Source organism: Mycobacterium sp. (assembly GCF_004298145.1).
Taxonomy (GTDB): domain Bacteria; phylum Actinomycetota; class Actinomycetes; order Mycobacteriales; family Mycobacteriaceae; genus Mycobacterium.
In genome coordinates, this window is sequence record NZ_SCRH01000023.1 from 43358 (window position 1) to 60055 (window position 16698).

At 64.2% G+C, this 16698-nt stretch carries 14 protein-coding genes; 7 read left to right on the forward strand and 7 right to left on the reverse strand.

Translation table 11 applies throughout. The features are described from left to right. Positions 1–36: 36 nt before the first annotated feature. From EPN51_RS08440 to EPN51_RS08450, 3 genes are read right to left on the reverse strand one after another with little or no spacing between them, the layout of a single operon-like run. The gene (locus EPN51_RS08440) at positions 37–1275 is read right to left on the reverse strand and encodes a cytochrome P450 (protein WP_293040285.1); all 1239 of its coding nucleotides are present in this window, start codon (positions 1273–1275) and stop codon (positions 37–39) included. 57 nt (positions 1276–1332) lie between these two features. Continuing rightward, on the reverse strand, positions 1333–2487 hold the full coding sequence (locus EPN51_RS08445) for an acyl-CoA dehydrogenase family protein (protein ID WP_293040517.1): 1155 nt from the start codon (positions 2485–2487) through the stop codon (positions 1333–1335). Positions 2488–2525: 38 nt separating this feature from the next. Further along, positions 2526–4190: an AMP-binding protein gene (locus tag EPN51_RS08450; protein ID WP_293040288.1), complete on the reverse strand. Its 1665-nt coding sequence runs from the start codon at positions 4188–4190 to the stop codon at positions 2526–2528. Positions 4191–4282: 92 nt separating this feature from the next. Between EPN51_RS08450 and EPN51_RS08455 the strand changes: the two genes are divergently transcribed. From EPN51_RS08455 to EPN51_RS08485, 7 genes are all read left to right on the forward strand, one after another. Continuing rightward, complete coding sequence (locus EPN51_RS08455; protein ID WP_293040291.1) at positions 4283–5152, forward strand: enoyl-CoA hydratase-related protein; 870 nt, start codon at positions 4283–4285, stop codon at positions 5150–5152. A 7-nt stretch (positions 5153–5159) separates the two neighbouring features. Further along, positions 5160–5780 carry a TetR/AcrR family transcriptional regulator gene (locus EPN51_RS08460; RefSeq protein WP_293040294.1) on the forward strand — a complete coding sequence of 207 codons (621 nt, stop codon included), beginning with the start codon at positions 5160–5162 and terminating at the stop codon, positions 5778–5780. Between the two features lie 531 nt (positions 5781–6311). Then, complete coding sequence (locus EPN51_RS08465) at positions 6312–7574, forward strand: helix-turn-helix domain-containing protein (RefSeq protein WP_293040297.1); 1263 nt, start codon at positions 6312–6314, stop codon at positions 7572–7574. An 84-nt stretch (positions 7575–7658) separates the two neighbouring features. Beyond that, on the forward strand, positions 7659–8903 hold the full coding sequence (locus EPN51_RS08470) for a cytochrome P450 (protein ID WP_293040300.1): 1245 nt from the start codon (positions 7659–7661) through the stop codon (positions 8901–8903). After that, positions 8900–10117: a cytochrome P450 gene (locus tag EPN51_RS08475; RefSeq protein WP_293040303.1), complete on the forward strand. Its 1218-nt coding sequence runs from the start codon at positions 8900–8902 to the stop codon at positions 10115–10117. Before EPN51_RS08470 ends, EPN51_RS08475 begins: the two co-directional genes overlap by 4 nt. Before the next feature lie 25 nt (positions 10118–10142). Next, positions 10143–11333 carry an acyl-CoA dehydrogenase family protein gene (locus tag EPN51_RS08480; RefSeq protein ID WP_293040306.1) on the forward strand — a complete coding sequence of 397 codons (1191 nt, stop codon included), beginning with the start codon at positions 10143–10145 and terminating at the stop codon, positions 11331–11333. A gap of 550 nt (positions 11334–11883) precedes the next feature. Then, a complete protein-coding gene (locus EPN51_RS08485) occupies positions 11884–12771 on the forward strand; it encodes a hypothetical protein (RefSeq protein WP_293040309.1) in 888 nt (295 codons plus the stop codon). A gap of 15 nt (positions 12772–12786) precedes the next feature. Here the strand turns inward: EPN51_RS08485 and EPN51_RS08490 are convergent, their stop codons facing one another. From EPN51_RS08490 to EPN51_RS08505, 4 genes are all read right to left on the reverse strand, one after another. Beyond that, positions 12787–13983, reverse strand: a complete 1197-nt coding sequence (locus EPN51_RS08490) for an aminoglycoside phosphotransferase family protein (RefSeq protein WP_293040312.1) — start codon at positions 13981–13983, stop codon at positions 12787–12789. A 194-nt stretch (positions 13984–14177) separates the two neighbouring features. Next, the gene (locus tag EPN51_RS08495; protein WP_293040315.1) at positions 14178–14936 is read right to left on the reverse strand and encodes a hypothetical protein; all 759 of its coding nucleotides are present in this window, start codon (positions 14934–14936) and stop codon (positions 14178–14180) included. 33 nt (positions 14937–14969) lie between these two features. Continuing rightward, complete coding sequence (locus EPN51_RS08500) at positions 14970–16118, reverse strand: thiolase family protein (protein ID WP_293040318.1); 1149 nt, start codon at positions 16116–16118, stop codon at positions 14970–14972. Beyond that, positions 16115–16633 carry an OB-fold domain-containing protein gene (locus EPN51_RS08505; RefSeq protein ID WP_366509409.1) on the reverse strand — a complete coding sequence of 173 codons (519 nt, stop codon included), beginning with the start codon at positions 16631–16633 and terminating at the stop codon, positions 16115–16117. The genes EPN51_RS08500 and EPN51_RS08505 overlap by 4 nt, the downstream gene beginning before the upstream one ends. Between the last annotated feature and the right edge of the window lie 65 nt (positions 16634–16698).

The following is a 16698-nucleotide window of genomic DNA, read 5'->3' on the forward strand; positions in this document are numbered from 1 at the left end:
AAAAGCAGCATTGTCTGACACCTCATCAACCCCTTGTTACGCTGGGGTGATCGTGACGGGCAGCTGGTATACGCCGCGCGAGAACGCATCTCGGACATAGCTGATATCCCCCACCTGGGTGATGTCTTTCGTGCGCTGCAAAAGTTCTTCGAGCAGGATCTTCATCTCCAGTGCGGCAACGTGCTTGCCCAGGCACTGATGGGGGCCGCGGCCAAAGCTGACATGTGGATTCTTTTCGCGGGCCAGATCGAACGTGTTGGGGTCGTCGAAGGCGCGCTCGTCGAAGTTGCCTGCGGTGAACAACATCAGCATGATGTCGCCTTCTTTGATGTGTTGGCCGTGCAGCTCGTGGTCGGTGGTTGCGGTGCGCACCAGATGGGTGAACGGGGTCGCGATGCGCACGAACTCTTGAATCGCGGTGTTAGGGATGTCGTGAGCGTGCTGACGCAGCCAGGCCATCTGCGCCGGATTACGCATCAGCTCGTGCATGCCGTGTGAAATCGCGTTGCGGGTGCTCTCAGCGGCCCCGCTGGCCAGCAACGCGACGTTGCCCATCAGCTCATCCTCCGAAATAACCTCGGCCCCGGCCTGCACCAACTGGGTGATCACGTCGTCACCGGCCTCGCGCCGCTTGATCTCAGCCAATTCGACGGCATAGCCGAGCAGGTCAAAGATCGCCTGCAACACGTACTCGAACGACGGGGTGATGCGCGTGTCAAACGGCGCGGCGAAAGTGTCCACCCAGCCGAAGAACTTGGCCCGGTCCCCCGGCGGCACCCCCAACACATCGCCGAGGGCCTCCATCGGCATCGCATACGCGATGTCGTCCACGAAGTTGAAGGTGCCCTTCTCCAGTGCCGCATCGACAGCATTGGCTGCATACCGGCGGAACTTGTCCTCCAACTGCTTGACCATGTACGGCGTGAACGCCTTACTCATCACCCCACGCTGGGTGCGATGCTTGGCCCCGTCCATCGTCAGCATGGCCGGCTTACCGCCGACACTCGGATCCAGCGGGCTGAACTTCCACATCAGCACGCCGCCGCGATCGGCCGCGTATAGCTCCGAATTCTTGTCCATGGCCCAGATGTCGGCGTTGCGGCTGACGACCCAGGCTCGCTCGATGAGCATCGGATCGTTGAATTCGTAGAGATAGCACGGTTGCTCGTCACGTAGGTAGGCGTACTGCTCCAGCGGCAGCCCGAATGTGGTCGGGTCGCCGTTGGCGTAGGTGTCCGCATCCAAGACGCGGATGTCGGGCTTTGCTGTGGTCATCGTTGACCCCTTGGCATTCAGTAGGACCCAGTAGGACTCAGTGGGACTCAGTGGGACTCAGTAGGATCGAGGCAGCCCCAGCGTGTGCTCGGCGACATAGTTCAGCACCATCTCGTGAGACACCGGCGCGAATTTGATCATCCGTGCCAGCCAGTACATATCGGTCAAGCCGTATTCGAGTGCGACGCCGTTGCCGCCGTGCACCTGGATGGCGTGGTCGAGGCAATTCACACCGGCCTCGGCGGCAGCGTATTTCGCCATGTTGGCCACTTCGCCGACGCCGGGATCCCCGACGTCGTACATCATGCAAGCCTTTTGGACGAACAGACGCGCGGCCTCGAGTTCGATCTTCGCCTTGGCAAGCGGGTGAGCAACGGCCTGGTGGGCACCGATCGGCACCCCCCACACGTTGCGTTCCCGGGCGTAGCGCACCGCCTTGTCGAGGGCGTAACGGCCGATGCCGATGGTCTGGATCGCGCCGAGGATCCGCTCGGGGTTGAGCCCGTCGAACACCGCGCGCAGGCCCTCGTGCTCGTTGCCGATGAGCCGGTCAGCGCCCAGGGTGACGCCGTCAAAGAACAGTGTCCACTGCTGGTCGGGAACGTCTACCGCAGTCGGGATATGTTGGCGGGTCAACCCTTCGGCGTAGGGATCGACGACGAAAAGCGACAGCAGTCCCCGCCCGTCCGGCCGGTGGCCGGTGCGCGCGACCACCACGATCTGGTCGGCGCTCTCGACCCCGGAGATGAACGTCTTCGTTCCGCGCAGGACCCACTGGTCCCCCACTTTTTCCGCAACGGTGCTGATGTTGTGGGAGTTCGACCCCGCGTCGGGTTCGGTGATCGCAAACGAGAACCGCAGTGTGCCGGTGGCGATGCCCTCCAACCAGGCGTCTTTCTGCTGGGTGGTGCCGTACTTGGCGATCAACTGACCGCAAATCGCCTGGGAGAAGACCAGCGGCACCATGGGGCAGCCCGCGGCGGCCAGTTCCTCGGCCACGATCATGAGCGTCCACAGGCTCTGCCCGCCGCCACCGTACTCCGTCGGCAGGCATACGCCGAGGAATCCGCTGTCGCCCAGGGCTTTCCACAGTTCCTGCGCGGACCCGCCACCGCGCACCTGCTCCATGAAATATGAGTGTCCGAAGCTCTGCGCGATCTGGGCCACGCTGTCGCGCAGCATCTTCTCTTCGTCGGAAGGTACCAGCCGCATTACCGGTTCGGTGCCGAGAACGTCCTGGGTGATGCCTGTCATGTGTGCCTCTCTAATGTCTGTTGTTCATCTTGTTGCCGTATGGATTTGGTGAGCCGCAGCCCGAGTCGTTCGAAGTCCCACACCCGCTCGTCGAGCGGTCGGTCGCGCAACTTGTATTTCATGATTCGGCCGACGGCCGTGCGCGGAAGCTCGTCGAGGAACTCGACGTAGCGCGGTATCGCGTAGGACGGCACCCGCTCGCAAAAGAACGCGAACAGTTCCTCGGGGGCGATGGTCGCCCCTTCGGCGAGCACGATGCACGCCTTGACGTCGTCCTCCGTCAGTTCGGACGCCACGGCATGCACGGCGACGTCGACCACCTTCGGATGCGCGCCGATCGCCGTTTCGAGCTGCATGCTGGAGATGTTCTCCCCGCGCCGGCGCAGCGCGTCCTTCTTGCGGTCGATGAACTCCAGTTGTCCGCTGGGCAGGAGCCGACCGAAATCGCCTGTGTGATACCACAAGTCGCGGAAGGCGTCGAGGGTGGCTTCCGGTTGGTTCCAGTAACCGTCGAACATGACAAACCGCTCTTTCGGCCGGACCGCGATCTCGCCGACTTCGCCAGGCGTGACCGCCCGGTCTTCGTCGTCGAGCAGTCCGAGTTCCAGGTCCTCGGCGGGTGTCCCGCAGCCAGCGGGATCACGCATGCTTGACAGGGGTGTGCAGGTGATCGGCATGCACTCGGTCTGGCCGTACAGCTGCGCATGCGGCTCGATCCCGAAGCGGTCACGAAACGCCCGCTGCGCCTGGGGCGGAAACGGAGCGACGACCATCGTCCTGAGTCGGTGCGCCCGATCGGCGGCGCCGGGGGGCGTCGCCAGCAGCGCATTGCCCATGGCCCCGACGGCGAAGGCGATCGTCGCCTGCGTCTCGGCTGCGCGGTTGAGGAAATTCCTTGCGCTGAAGGCGGGATCGATCACCGCTGACGTCGCGTACACCAGCCCACCGATGACGGTGCTGAACATCGCGGCCGCGTGGAACATCGGCAGTGTGGTGAACAGCACGTCCCGCTCGGTCATCTCCACACCGCGGCCCACCGCCCGGGCAGCGCGCTGGTAGTAGCCGTGACTGAGCAGGCAGCCCTTGGGCAACCCGGTGGTGCCCGAGGTGTACATGATCGTCATGGTGGCGGCCGGATCCACGCTGACGGCGGGAGGTGTCGCGGTGTCCCGTGCGAATTCCGCATAGCCGGTCTGCGCGATGCCACCCACTCCGGCCCCGTCATGGTCGCCGTCGAGTAACACGCACAGACGAAGCTCGGGCAGTTCGTCTGCGACGGGGGTGAGCGCGGCGGCACCGTCGGTGTCGACGACGATCACCGACGCCTGCGATTGGTTGAGTTGATAGCGAAGGAATTCGCCCTTCAAGGCCGCGTTGAGCGGGACCTGGATTGCGCCGAGCTTGGCCAGCCCGAAGAACAGCTCGACCACTTCCGGCCGGTTGGGGGTGAGCAGCGCCACCCGGTCACCGGCTTGCACGCCGTGGCGGTGCAACGCCGCCGCGACCGTGTCCGAGCGGGCGTCGAGTTCCGCGAACGTGTACCCGCGGCCGCTGACGGTCAGGTAGAGCCGATCGGGCAGCCCCACGGCGCGGACGCGCAGCAACTCGCCAAGCGAGAGCACCTTCCGCGATTCGCGGGCAACGGGTTTCGTAACCGACATCAACTGTGGTACTCCACGTCCCGATTCCTCCTCAACACCGTGAACATACGCGATAGTTTATATTCCCATATAATTTAGGTTACCATCTAACTATGGCGATCGAGAGAAGGCAAGAAGAACCCACTGGCGACGACCACGACGTGCGAGTTGAGCGTCGCGACACAACCGCGGTGGCGCAACTCAACCGTCCTGAGCACGGCAACTCGGTGCAGGGCACCCTGATGCGCGATCTGCTGCTTGCGTTCGAGACCGCCGATGCTGACGACAGTGTCCGGGCGATCGTGACAATCGGCGTGGGATCTACCTATTGCGTGGGCGCGGATCGGGATGTACTGGGTCGCCTCAACTCCGAGGGAGGAATCAATTTTCACGAGCACGGCTACCAGGGCGCGCTCGGCGGAGATTGGGGGATGCCACAGCCCTCCGCGGTGCAACGTCGCTCCGATACCCTCGGGTTCGGGCGTTGGGTCATGCGCATCCTCGACGTCACCACGCCGACCATCGCGGCAATCAACGGAGGAGTCGCCGGCGGCGGCCTGGCTCTTGCGCTGTTGCATGACATCCGGATCGCGTCGAAGACGGCCAAGTTCGCTCCCGCCTTCGTCCCGCTGGGTGTTTCTCCTGAGATGGGCGTGAGCTGGCTGCTGCCCCGGATCGTTGGCTGGCCCAAGGCATTCGATCTGCTTACCCGAGTTCGCCCGATCGAGGCTGACGAAGCCCTTGAGATCGGGCTCGTTGAGGCAGTGGTCGAGCCGCACGAGCTGCTCGACGCCGCACTGGCCCGTGCGGCGCACTTCGCCCAGCTTCCGAAGGTCTCGGTCCGGATGATGAAGCGACTCTTGCGTCAATCGACCGAATCCACACTCGAGAGCCAACTCGAGCGCGAATGGCATAATCAGACACGCCTTTTCGGCTTTGCCGACGCCAGCGCGGCGGCAAAGGCCTACCTTGAAAGCTTTTGAGACTGGCATGAGCGAACCGGACTTTGCCATTCCCGAGAACGGGCGGGAGCGTGGGAAACGGGTACGAACTCAACGCATTATCAGCGCGGCGCGGGATCTTATTCACGAACGGCCCGACGAGAGCCCCACCATCCCCGAGGTCGCCGCGCGCGCCGGCGTGGCTCCGATGACCATCTTCAACCTGATCGGAACCCGCGACGATCTATGGGCCGCGCTCGCCAACGAGTCACTAGCCGATTGGCCCGTCATCGCCGCTGAGGTAGCGAACCCGCATCAGCGTGCCCGCAAGATCGTCGACGAGGTCATGCGCATCATCGGCGCAGAAGCTCCGGTCTGGCGTGCGCTGATCTCGGGGTGGCGCGACAGCGGTCGCGTGCTGGAGCGCGAACCCAGCACCGCGCTCGTCGCATGCCTACAGCAGGCGGCCGATGAAGGCCACATTGCGGGCGGTGTCGACGTGCGGCGGCTTGGAGCGATGATCTTCAGCGGGCTGGTCGGCATCGTGCACCAATGGGCCGCCGGCCTCATCGGCGACCGCGCGATGCGCAGACGCGCCCGCGACCTCGTCGACATCGCGTTCGCCGCCGGCCGCCCCGACAACACCTCGCCGAACTGGGAGCTGAGCTAACCCAGCGGGTGCGCTCAGTTCACCGCCGCCGGCGTCAGCGGCGATTCCTGAGAGCGCATGGACAATGACGAATATGTAATGCACTAGCCCCGACTGGTGAGCACGGTGATCGCGGAATCGTCAGCGGGACTGGGCTTTTCTCGCCATGGCGGCGCACACGGATGACGTGTGCGCCAAGCTCGGCGAGCACCATGGCCGCGAAGGTACCCGGGCACCGACATGGATCCTCCTCCGGCTGATCGAGCGTTCACGTTGAATCTGGACACCGGGATGTGCCAGCGCGGTCTCGTTGCGTTATGCGTTCCAAACCGCTTTTCCCGCCAGACCTTAACAGTCATCAGCGCGATCTGTGAACGTACGTTCTTCAGGCGCCGCCCAAATGCCGTACGACAGGATCGGGAACACGTTCGACGCAGAGGAATAGACTTGCGATCGGATGTGAGACCAAACGTGCGAAAAACGCGATCGCTTGGGAACAACCCAAAGTCAAGCCATCAGCCGACGGTCAGACAGCAGGAAGGGAGCCCGAATATGAACGCGCGACGTCCGTGGGTGACCGCGCCTACTGGATCGATGATTCCCACCGAGCCGGCCGAGTGGATCAACTGGTTCGTTGCCTCGGCCGACCCGGAACGGCTCACGGAGTTCGTCGGCCAGGCCGTCGACACCGCGACGACGGGCGTACCCGAGATTGCGTGTGATCCCGCGCTGCGAAGTGATCTGCTGGCAATGGCGTCCGACAGCTTGAACTCGTTTCTCGAGCTTCTTGCCACCGGCGGATCGGAGTCCGCCCACATTCCGTCGGCGGGAGTCGCGTTCGCGCGGACGCTGGCGCGGCGCGGGCTCGATGTGGCGGTGCTGCTGAAGGTCTACCGCCTTGGGCAGTCATTCTTCTGGCACGTCACGATGGACGAATCCGAACGCTTCATCGCCGACCCGGGTTTGCGCAACCGGGTGCTCACCCTGATGTGGGAGCGGCTGAACCTCTGGCTTGAATTTCTCCTCGACGAATTATCATCGGCCTACGACGAGGAGCGCAGGCGCTGGCTGCAGGGGGCATCCGCTCGACGATCGGAAACTGTACGGACCATCGTGGCCGGGGGCGAGGTCGACTCCGACCGGGCCAGTAGACAACTCGGCTTTGAGCTGCGACGCTGCCACATCGCGATGATCCTGTGGGCGGACGCGGCCGCACCCCAGGAAGAGGTGATCGGCAGGCTCGAACGGGTCGCGCAGACGGCAGCGCGCGCGCTGGGATCATCGTTAGCGCTGACGGTGCCGGCCGGATCGAGGGAAATCTATGCGTGGATCGGGTTGGTCGACGCGCTCGATGCCCACGAGGTCGGACATGCGTTACCCATAACGGGGCATGATCGTGTGGCGATCGGCCGGAGCGGTCGCGACGTGATTGGATTTCGCCAGAGCCATCTCGAGGCGCTGGCCGCGCGGCGTATCGGGCTGGCCGATCCGCGGCGGCCGGCGTGCACGCGCTATGACGACGTGGAGGTCGTCTCGCTGTTGTCTCACGATGAGCGGGCGATGCGGGCGCTCATCGCTCACGAGTTGGGCGGGCTGGCCGCCGATGGACCGGGACTCGATGCGCTGCGCGCCACCGCACTGACGTATTTGCGCTCGGGCAGCGCCAGCGCCGCGGCCCGCGAGCTCGGAACTCACAAGAACACCATTCGCCACCGGATTGAGCGCATCGAGCAACTGCTCGGTCACCCGATCGACGAACACCGGCTTCAGCTGCAGCTTGCGTTGATGCTCGCCGAGGTCTTCGGCACGACCTAAGCGAGACCGCGGAGCACATTCGGGGTGTTCAAATTGTCCCGCTGGACACAAGACACGTGGCACGCGCGGCGCCACCATCAGGGTATGGACTCCGAAACCGACGTCGCACCAGTGGTCTTCAACCCGCTCGACCCGCGGCTGGTGGAGGATCCCTACCCCATCTACCGCGAAGTGCGTGAGGCCGATCCAGTGCACTTTGAGGAGATGTTCGGTTGGTGGTTCGTGATGAGCCACCCGGAGGCGGTGACCACGCTGCGCGAACCCGGCGGAGACCTGCGGTTCGTGGAGTTCCAGCACGCCCGAATGGGCCGCGACGTCACCGACGAGCCCTACTGCCGGGGACTGCGTGACTTCGCGTTGATGAAAGGCGGCGAGGAGCACAAACGGGTTCGCCGGAGCTTCAACAAGCTCTTCACCCCCGCACGGGTCAACGGCATGCGCGACCAGATGCTCGCCACCGCCCATGACCTGCTGGACCGTTTCCCGGATCAGGGCACGACCGACCTCATGGACGCGTTCGCCATGCCGCTGCCGCTGTCGATCATCAGCCGGATGCTGGACGTCTCCGCGGAGGACGAGCACAACATCGACGGCCTGCTCAGGCATTTCAAGCTGGCGATCCAGTTCCTGCCCATGACCGACGAACAGCTGGCCCAGGCCAACGCCAGCATCGGTGGGTTGACCGAGTACTTCGCAGACATGATCGTCGAGCGTCGCCAGAACATGGGCGACGATCTGCTCAGCATGCTCATCGAGGAAGCCGATGCGGGTGACCTGACAGAGGATGAGCTGATCGCAAACGCCTGGGGACTGTACGGCGGCGGCCACGAGACCACGGCCAACACGATGTGCACCGCGATCCTGACGTTGCTGCAGCACCCCGACCAACTCCAACAGCTACGAAACGATTTGTCGTTGGTGCCGCAGACGGTCGACGAGGTGCTGCGGTACTGCGGCCCGACGCAGGCAACCCACCGGATCTTCGACCACGAGATGCAGCTGGGCGGTCGAACCATTCCAGCCGACACGCCGATCGTGGTGTACCTGGCAGCCGCCAACCATGACGAATCGTGGTGCCCGCACGCTGACCGGTTCGACATCACCCGCACCGAACCCAAAAATCACCTGACGTTCAGCGAAGGTCCGCACAAGTGCGTGGGCCGCCACCTGGCACAGGCGACGCTCGAGGTCGCGCTCGAGGCCCTCGTCGGCCGCCTGGAAGGGCTTCGGCTGGCAGGCGAGGTCGATTGGGACAGAGAGAATCTGCCCTTCCGTGCCCCCACCGGACTCATGATCGGTTGGGACCGCGTGCTGGAGCGGTCGGCATGACCTTCGACGTCCTGAGTCCCGAGGTGTACGCCAAAGGCGACCCCGCGCAGAACGGGCTGCCGCTGGACGCGATGGACCGCATGCGCGAGCAAGCACCCTGCTATCGGCACCGGTTGGACGACCCGATGATGGTCGACGAGATCTGGGTACTCACCCGCGAAGAGGACATCCAACAGGTTTCCCGCGACCCGGCCGCATTCTCGTCCAGGCGCGGCCTCACCGCGCGGTTGTGGACACCGTTCGAGGTCGAATTGGGTGGCAAACCCGCCATGATCGGCTTGGACGGGGAAGACCACGTGCGCAATCGGCGCGTGGTGAGCAAGGCGTTTACCCCTAATGTCGTCAAACGCTTCGAAGCCGAGTTCCGGGTGATGTGTCGGCGGATTGTCCAAAAAGCCTTGGCGAAAGGGACATTCAACTTCGTCGAGGAGATCGCGGTGGAGATGCCGCTCAACGCGATCTGTGAGCTGATGGGAGTTCCGGAAAAGGATCGGCGGACGTTCTTGTCCTGGGTGAACGCGTATGCGGTGCCGACCGATCCCGACTACGCTCCCTCGCCGGAGGCGGCGCTGGGGGCAGTCGCCGGAATCTGGCAGTACGCACTCGAACTCGCCGAGCACCGACGAACGCAACCCGGCGAGGACTTGATGTCGAAGATTGTGCAGGCACGCGACGAGGACACGCTTGATGATGAGGAACTGCAGGGGTTCGTGCTGCTACTCGCCGGCGGAGGGGGCGACACCACCCGTAATGCGTTCTCGCACGGGCTACATGCTCTGATCCGCAAGCCGGAGCAGATGGCCTGGCTGCGCGAACGCGCCGACGACATCCCGGCAAGCGCCATCCAGGAAATCGTCCGATGGGCGACGCCGGTCATCCACATCGGTCGGACGGCGACGACGGACACCGAGATCGCCGGGCAGCCCATCACGGCCGGCGATCGGGTCGCGATGCTGCTGCCGGGCGCCAATTTCGACCCTGCGGTGATCGACGACCCGCGTACGTTCGACCTGTCCCGCGATCCCAACCGCCATCTCTCGTTCGGGATGGGACCACACGCCTGCATCGGTAGACACATCGCCGCGCTGGAGATCAAATTGCTGTTCGAAGAATTGCTCCGCGAGACATCGACGATCGAAATGATCGGTGAAATCGGTTATGTCCGCGATAATTTCCTACGCGGCGTCCACAGCCTCCCGGTGAAGATCAGCTAGCAACCTACGGAAGAGAGAAGCCAACATGACCGCAGTCTCGTCGAGCACCCAGGCGGCACCGATGCTACCCCTCATCCCTTCCGACGAGGACCGGATGCTGCGCGAGACCGTGTTCGCGATCGCATCCGAATTCGGGCCAACCTACTACAAGAAGGTCAACGACCAAGGCCGGTCCCCGGTCGAACTGTGGAATGCGTTGGGAACACAAGGGTTTCTCGGTGTTCACCTGCCCGAGGAATACGGCGGTGCGGGACAAGGGCTGCTGCAGTTGACAGCTGTGCTCGAGGAGACAGCGGCCGCGGGCTGCCCCCTGCTGCGGTTGCTGGTCTCCCCCGGCATCATCGGCACCATCCTCAACCGTCATGCCACGCCGGAGCAGAAAGATCGGTGGTTGCGCGGAATCGCTTCGGCGCAAATGCGTTTCTCGTTCGGGCTCACCGAGCCCGGAGCGGGATCCAACTCGCACAACATCTCCACGACCGCGCGCAAAGAGGGGGACAGATACGTCGTCAACGGTCAGAAGTACTACATCTCCGGGGTCGACGAGTGCGATGAGCTTCTGCTCGTGACCAAGACCGGCACCGACCACAAGGGCAGGGCACGGCTCACACTGCTCATGGTGGATCCGCGCAGTCCCGGATTGACCATGCAGCCGATCGAAACCGCCCTCGAGGAACCGGAGAAGCAATTCACGCTGTTCTTCGACAATGTCGCGGTGCCGGCCGATCGCCTGATCGGACAGGAGGGCCGCGGGCTGCAGGCAGCGTTCGACGGTCTGAATCCGGAACGAATTCTCTCCGCAGCCGTCTCGATCGGCATCGGCCGTTACGCACTGGACAAAGCCGCCGCATACGCGCGCACCCGCACGGTGTGGGACGCTCCGATCGGTGCGCACCAGGCAATCGCGCACCCGCTGGCCGAGGGAAAGATCAAATTGGAGTCGGCGGCGTTGATGACCCAGCGCGCGGCGGCGCTCTACGACGCGGGGCTTGCCGCCGGCGAGGCCAGCAACATCGCCAAGCTCACCGCCGCCGAAGCCGGCGTGTTCTGTCTAGACCACGCCATCCAGACCCACGGCGGCAACGGTGTCGCGCGCGAATACAACCTCACCAACTATTGGTTCCTCGCCCGGCTGCTGCTCATCGCACCCGTCTCGCGTGAGATGGTCCTCAACTTCGTCGCCGAACATTCACTCGGCCTGCCACGCTCGTACTGAGGGGTCAGGTACGACTCAACCGCCGACCGTAACAACGGTGCGCGTTGTTAACGACTCGGTCACTCCATACTTCGAACAACCATCGCTGATCGCTGTGCAGGACCGGTGGCACATTGGGCCGGCGCACCGTCTTACTCCTTCGATCGATATGAGCGCCGAGTGTAGATCGTCGCTGGCGAATCGGCCGAAGTTGCGGCCGCGAGGGCACGCGCTCGGCAAGTCGCGCCCCTCGGTCACAGTGGGGAATCACTGTTACAAACCGTTAACGCACGTTAACTACATTCGTGAGTCTCGTACATACCGTTCATGCTCTGTCGCACCATCAGCAATCCTGATACCGTATCTCCGAAAGAACTATCGTTCGCATATAATCTTATTGTCCATCGCGGGAAGCGAACAAAGATGCTGCTTTCGAAAGCAGCGGGGATCGTTCGGCTGAGCGCGCCGCGACAGGTCTGATCGAGCCCACCGTCGACACTGCGCCCGGGGCAGGCATTCGTCGCGGGACCGGCGATACTCAGCCAGCCGGCAGTGAAGAAAGGACGCCACTATGACCGAGACTCTCACCACGGAGTGGGGGCCGCTGGCCTTCCCCATCCGGACCGACGACCCCGGCCCGGAGAAGCCACCGTGGAAGGACAACGCCTACCTCGCGTTCTGGGATGCGACCAACGGCATCAACGGTGTGGTCCACGCCTCGACATCGCCGAACGCGGAGGGGCGCAGGGTGCGCGCGAGCATCGCCATTGGCCGCGTCAGCGCCGAGGTCGCCGAAGATCCCGCGGCGGGTTCATACAAGACGTCATCCATCTACTTCGACCTCGATGGCCGGATCACCGTGCGGTCCAAAGATCTCTCCGCCGACCTGCGACTCGCCCCGCGCGGTGTCGCGGCGGACTACACGGCCGGCAAGATCATTCCCGAGCTTGTCCCCGGCGAACCGCTGCAGCATTTCCAGCAGGCGGCGATCGTCACCGGAACCGTGACGGTCTGCGGAACCGAGTCCGTCGTCGACGGCGTTGGTTTGCGTGACCGCACGTGGGGCTACCGCGACGAGTCGGCAATGTTTCCCGAGTACATCGGCGTCATCGCGGACCTGGACGGCGAGTTGCTGACCGTGATGAAGTTCGCCCACGCCGACGGCACCACCCGAGCGGAAGGGTTCCTGCTCGGCGACCGGGCCCGCGCGGTGACCGACCTGTCCCAGATCGCCCGTGACGCCTCGGGGCTGTTCGCGGCCGCCGAGATCACCATCGAGGGTGGTGAGCGCGTGACGCTTCGGGCGACGCGCCGCACCGGCGGGTTCTGGGTCCCGATGGGATGGGAGCGCGTCGGTCCGACGATGAGTGCCTACGACGAGTTCCTCGAGCTCACAACCGGAACCGGCGGCGTGGGGCGGGGGTTGGTCGAGCAGGGGATCGTCCGAAGGCTCGCATAGCCGCCGGTCGGACGGTCACATGCCGAGCGCGCCGAAAGCGTCGAGGTCGGCGCAGGCCTGCGCCGAGCGCTCGATGTTGGCGAGGCTGATCTCGCGCTTCTGCATCTGCGGCTGCATCTTGTTGGCGCCAATAGTGCCCAGCCACATGAACATTGCGTGCGGGACCATCTGGCGGTAGCGCAGCCAGAGTGTCTCGGAGTCGGGCACGTCGGTAGCGCCGCGCTCGCGGAGACGCTCGCGGTAGAGCTCCACGAGGTCGCGTTCCCATGCGCGTCGGTGTTCGATGGTCAGGTTGCCGATCAGCGCGTAGGCGATGTCCTGGGCTCCGAAGCCGTGCAGCATGCATTGCCAGTCGAACAGGCCGACTCGTCCGTCACCGGTGAGATACCAGTTACCGGCGTGCACATCGCTATGCACGATGGTGCGCGGACCGTCGGCCGAGATTTGTCTGCTGCGAAGCAGCGCTCCGATGAAATCGTGTTTGCGCAAATAGATCTCACGCGGCATGACATGCTCGGAGCGGTCGAATCCGACGACTGCGTTGCGGTCCATCATCATCAGCTTGTTGATTCGAAGCTGCCATGAGTACGGGTCCATCAGCCAGCCGAAGCGGCGCGCCAGGCCGGGCCGGTCCCAGTAGGCGGCGTGCAGTGTCGCAAGCAGGTCGATGGCGTCCTCGGCCTGCTCTCTACTGAAGTGACGGGTGAGGATCGTATCGGTTTTGGCGCCCCGGGTCCGTGTCACGTCGTCGATGATGAACAGCGAACGGTTGGACCTGGGATCCCAGGCCGCGTAGAAACCGGTCGGCGCCTCGATGTTGAGTTCGCGCCGGATCGCGCTGTAAAACGCGTGCTCGGAGGGCAGCAGGTTGGCGGTGGTCGTGACCAGCCGGGTCAATAGCGTGGGGGAAGACTTGGTGAACAGGTGAGTGGGCAGGCCCGCCGCTCCACCCGCCGCGTTGTAGGTCACCTCGAGGGTTCGGCGGGCGGATGTGCCATCGTTCTTCGAGCCCAGGGTGAATCCTTCCACCCGGGCACCCGGCGTCCCCGCGCACAACGCGGCGGTGAGCCATTCGGTGGTCAGCGCCGACGGCGACGGTGGCACCTGGTCGAGTGTGGTCGGTCGCGGCCGGGTGATCTTCTCGTAGACGATGGCGGCCGACGTCCTGGCCACGGCGGACCCGATCTCGGTGACGGCGGCGATCGAGGGCATGCGCTGTCTCCTACCGTTCGTTGATTGCACCGACCGTACGGCGGGCGCGAACGATCGTACGCCCCGATGGTGCCATAAGACCATCGGTTTATCGCCGTACCGACCATGAATTCGGTGAAATATCCGAACGACCGTTCGCAGACAGCCGGGATGGCTTTCGAAGGCGGGTGCTGGGCGTCGAAGCGATCCGGGGCTCAGCGCGCCGTATTCACGGCCAGGTGAGTGCCGCCGTGGTTGGCGGCTGGCTCGGTTCGCGGGTCGTGGTAGGCGCCGGCGTTGATGTTCTTGATGGTGTAGACGGTCATGACCGCCAGCCAGACGAAGAAGATGCCGACCGGAATGTAGAGCGCCATGACGCCGTTCCAGGCGAACACGCCGTGTTTGAAGAATGCCATCATGCCGGCCGGCATGAACAGGATGAAGACCCACAGGCTCAGGTACGCGACCCAGCGCGGATAGACCGGGGCCCCACTGTCATCGAGTAATACCGCGAGCGCGACCGCGAGCACCCACACCGAGAACGGCGGCCAGGTGAAAAGGAACAGGAAGTAGGCGATGTCGTTGGCGAACTGCATGAATTCGGGTGAGTAGGTGTCGGGACGAAATGTCACGATTGCCCAGAACATGCTCATCAGCACGACCACGGTGGTTCCGACCGCCACGCACATCAGTTGCACGTAGGTCAGGATCGGATAATTGCCCTCTTTGCGCCGTGTTTGCGCGGCGACCGTCACTCCCCAGGGCGCAACGAGCGACATGCTGATGATGGTGATCAGCGCACCAAGGCGAATGCGGGTCCCGTGGTCGGCGACCTTCGCCGCGACCATTTGCGCGGAGTCGCTGGGAGCGATGAGCGGCGGGATGAATCGCCCGAGCAATACCGCTCCGATGATGAACAGCACGGTCAGCAGCGGACCTGACCACACACAGATGAGCTGGGCACGACGGTTCATTGGGGCCTCCCTAACGAATGATCAGTTGCCTGTTCAACGGCTTAATACCGCGCATGCACTCACCCCGGGCGCACCGTAGACGTGGGTGAATCCGACGGCGGGGTTACCCGGAACCTGACGCGGTCCCGCATCGCCGCGCAGTTGCAGGGTGATTTCATGGATCTGTCGCAGACCCGATGCTCCGACCGGTTCGCCGTTGGCGATGCAGCCGCCGTCGGTGTTGACCGGAAGCCGGCCGCCGATGTCGGTCTCGCCGTCGTGCAGCAGGCGCTCCTGTTCTCCGTGCTCGCACAGTCCGGCCTCGGCAAGATGGATGATCTCCGCGCCGGATTCAGTGTCTTGAATCTGCACGACCTGTACATCTCCGGGACCGATACCGGCCTGTGCGAATGCCGCGCGGGCGGCGTCGGTCGTCGTTTCGACGCCGGACTGGATGGGAAGGGAGGGACTGAACACCGTGAATGCGCCGAATTGACGGGTCCGCTGCGCCACTGAGCGCAGCCAAATCGGTAGTTTGGTAATTGTTTTCGCCCGCTCGCGAGACGCGAGCACCACCGCGGCCGCTCCGGCGCCGGGCGCGCAGAACATGAACTGGGTCAGCGGCGGGCAGACCACCGGTGCTGCCGCCACGTCGTCGGCCGAGAGCGCGGTGCGCCGCCAGGCCGTCGGGGTCAGCGACCCGTTGCGGAACGCCTTCGCGGCGACCAGCGCGAGCGACCGGTCCGTGATGCCGTGGTCGTGCATGTAACGCCGAATCTTCATGGCGAAGTACTGCGGGGCGACCATGAGGCCGTTGTGCCCGTACCACTCCCCCAGACCCCAATCTTGCGGGTCGAGGTCGAAGGCACCGCGTGGGTGTTTGTCGAAGCCCACCGCCAGGGCCACATCGGCTTCCCCCGATGTGATCATCGCGCTTGCGGTAGTCAGCGCGCTTCCGCCGGTCGCACATCCGTTGAAGACGTTGATGAACGGAAGCCCGGTGAGCCCCAAGGCGGAAACAGACGCGTCGGCGTTGCCGGCCGACATTGACCCGCCGACGGCGACCTGGACATCGGCCCACTGCAGGCCCGCGTCTTGAAGCGCCGCGCGGGCGGCCTCGACGCCCAGGCGCAGACCCGTCGAATCCTCGTGTCGGCCAAAGGATGTCTTTCCGACACCGACGATGGCTACGTCGCAAGTCACGGCTGTCCCTCCGCCGGCTCGAACGCGAAGGTGGTGCGATCGGGGTGGCCGGGCAACTCGACGAATGTGAGCTTCATCGGCAGTCCGATCCGCAACCGGGCGGGGTCGGACTCGGTGAGCCGTGCCTCCACCCGGAGTTGGCCGGGCAGTTCGACATACCCGACCCCGAACGGTTCGAACGAGTCGGTGGCCAGGAACGGCGGCTTTGGGGCGAACGTCTGCACTGTCCAGGTCCACAAGACACCGTGCGGCCCCACCGGTTCACGCGCGACCGACTGCGACGCGCACCGCGGGCAGGACGACTGTTCGGGAAAGGTTATTTCGGAGCATGATTCGCATCGGGATGCGATCAGCCTCGGCTCGTCATCCAGCGTGCAGAAAAGATCGGATTCAAACGGTGCGCGCGAGGCCACTGCCGCTTCTGGGGCCGTTTCTGGCGCAGACGCATCGGCGCGGGTCATAGCACAGGATCTCCTTCGTCGGCCGCACCGCGTGTTGCGTGCGGTTACGCACATAACATGCAGCGGCCCCGACGGTAGCACTTTTATGTGCGCTCACGCACATAAATTTGTAGAATCCG

Excerpts from the sequence above, each read along its gene's own strand:
- EPN51_RS08465 (WP_293040297.1), top strand. The coding sequence starts at position 6,312 with ATGAACGCGCGACGTCCGTGGGTGACCGCGCCTACTGGATCGATGATT.
- EPN51_RS08445 (WP_293040517.1), bottom strand. The coding sequence starts at position 2,487 with ATGCGGCTGGTACCTTCCGACGAAGAGAAGATGCTGCGCGACAGCGTG.
- EPN51_RS08470 (WP_293040300.1), top strand. The coding sequence starts at position 7,659 with ATGGACTCCGAAACCGACGTCGCACCAGTGGTCTTCAACCCGCTCGAC.
- EPN51_RS08485 (WP_293040309.1), top strand. The coding sequence starts at position 11,884 with ATGACCGAGACTCTCACCACGGAGTGGGGGCCGCTGGCCTTCCCCATC.
- EPN51_RS08440 (WP_293040285.1), bottom strand. The coding sequence starts at position 1,275 with ATGACCACAGCAAAGCCCGACATCCGCGTCTTGGATGCGGACACCTAC.
- EPN51_RS08455 (WP_293040291.1), top strand. The coding sequence starts at position 4,283 with ATGGCGATCGAGAGAAGGCAAGAAGAACCCACTGGCGACGACCACGAC.
- EPN51_RS08460 (WP_293040294.1), top strand. The coding sequence starts at position 5,160 with ATGAGCGAACCGGACTTTGCCATTCCCGAGAACGGGCGGGAGCGTGGG.
- EPN51_RS08505 (WP_366509409.1), bottom strand. The coding sequence starts at position 16,633 with ATGTGCGTAACCGCACGCAACACGCGGTGCGGCCGACGAAGGAGATCC.
- EPN51_RS08480 (WP_293040306.1), top strand. The coding sequence starts at position 10,143 with ATGACCGCAGTCTCGTCGAGCACCCAGGCGGCACCGATGCTACCCCTC.
- EPN51_RS08495 (WP_293040315.1), bottom strand. The coding sequence starts at position 14,936 with ATGAACCGTCGTGCCCAGCTCATCTGTGTGTGGTCAGGTCCGCTGCTG.
- EPN51_RS08450 (WP_293040288.1), bottom strand. The coding sequence starts at position 4,190 with ATGTCGGTTACGAAACCCGTTGCCCGCGAATCGCGGAAGGTGCTCTCG.
- EPN51_RS08475 (WP_293040303.1), top strand. The coding sequence starts at position 8,900 with ATGACCTTCGACGTCCTGAGTCCCGAGGTGTACGCCAAAGGCGACCCC.
- EPN51_RS08490 (WP_293040312.1), bottom strand. The coding sequence starts at position 13,983 with ATGCCCTCGATCGCCGCCGTCACCGAGATCGGGTCCGCCGTGGCCAGG.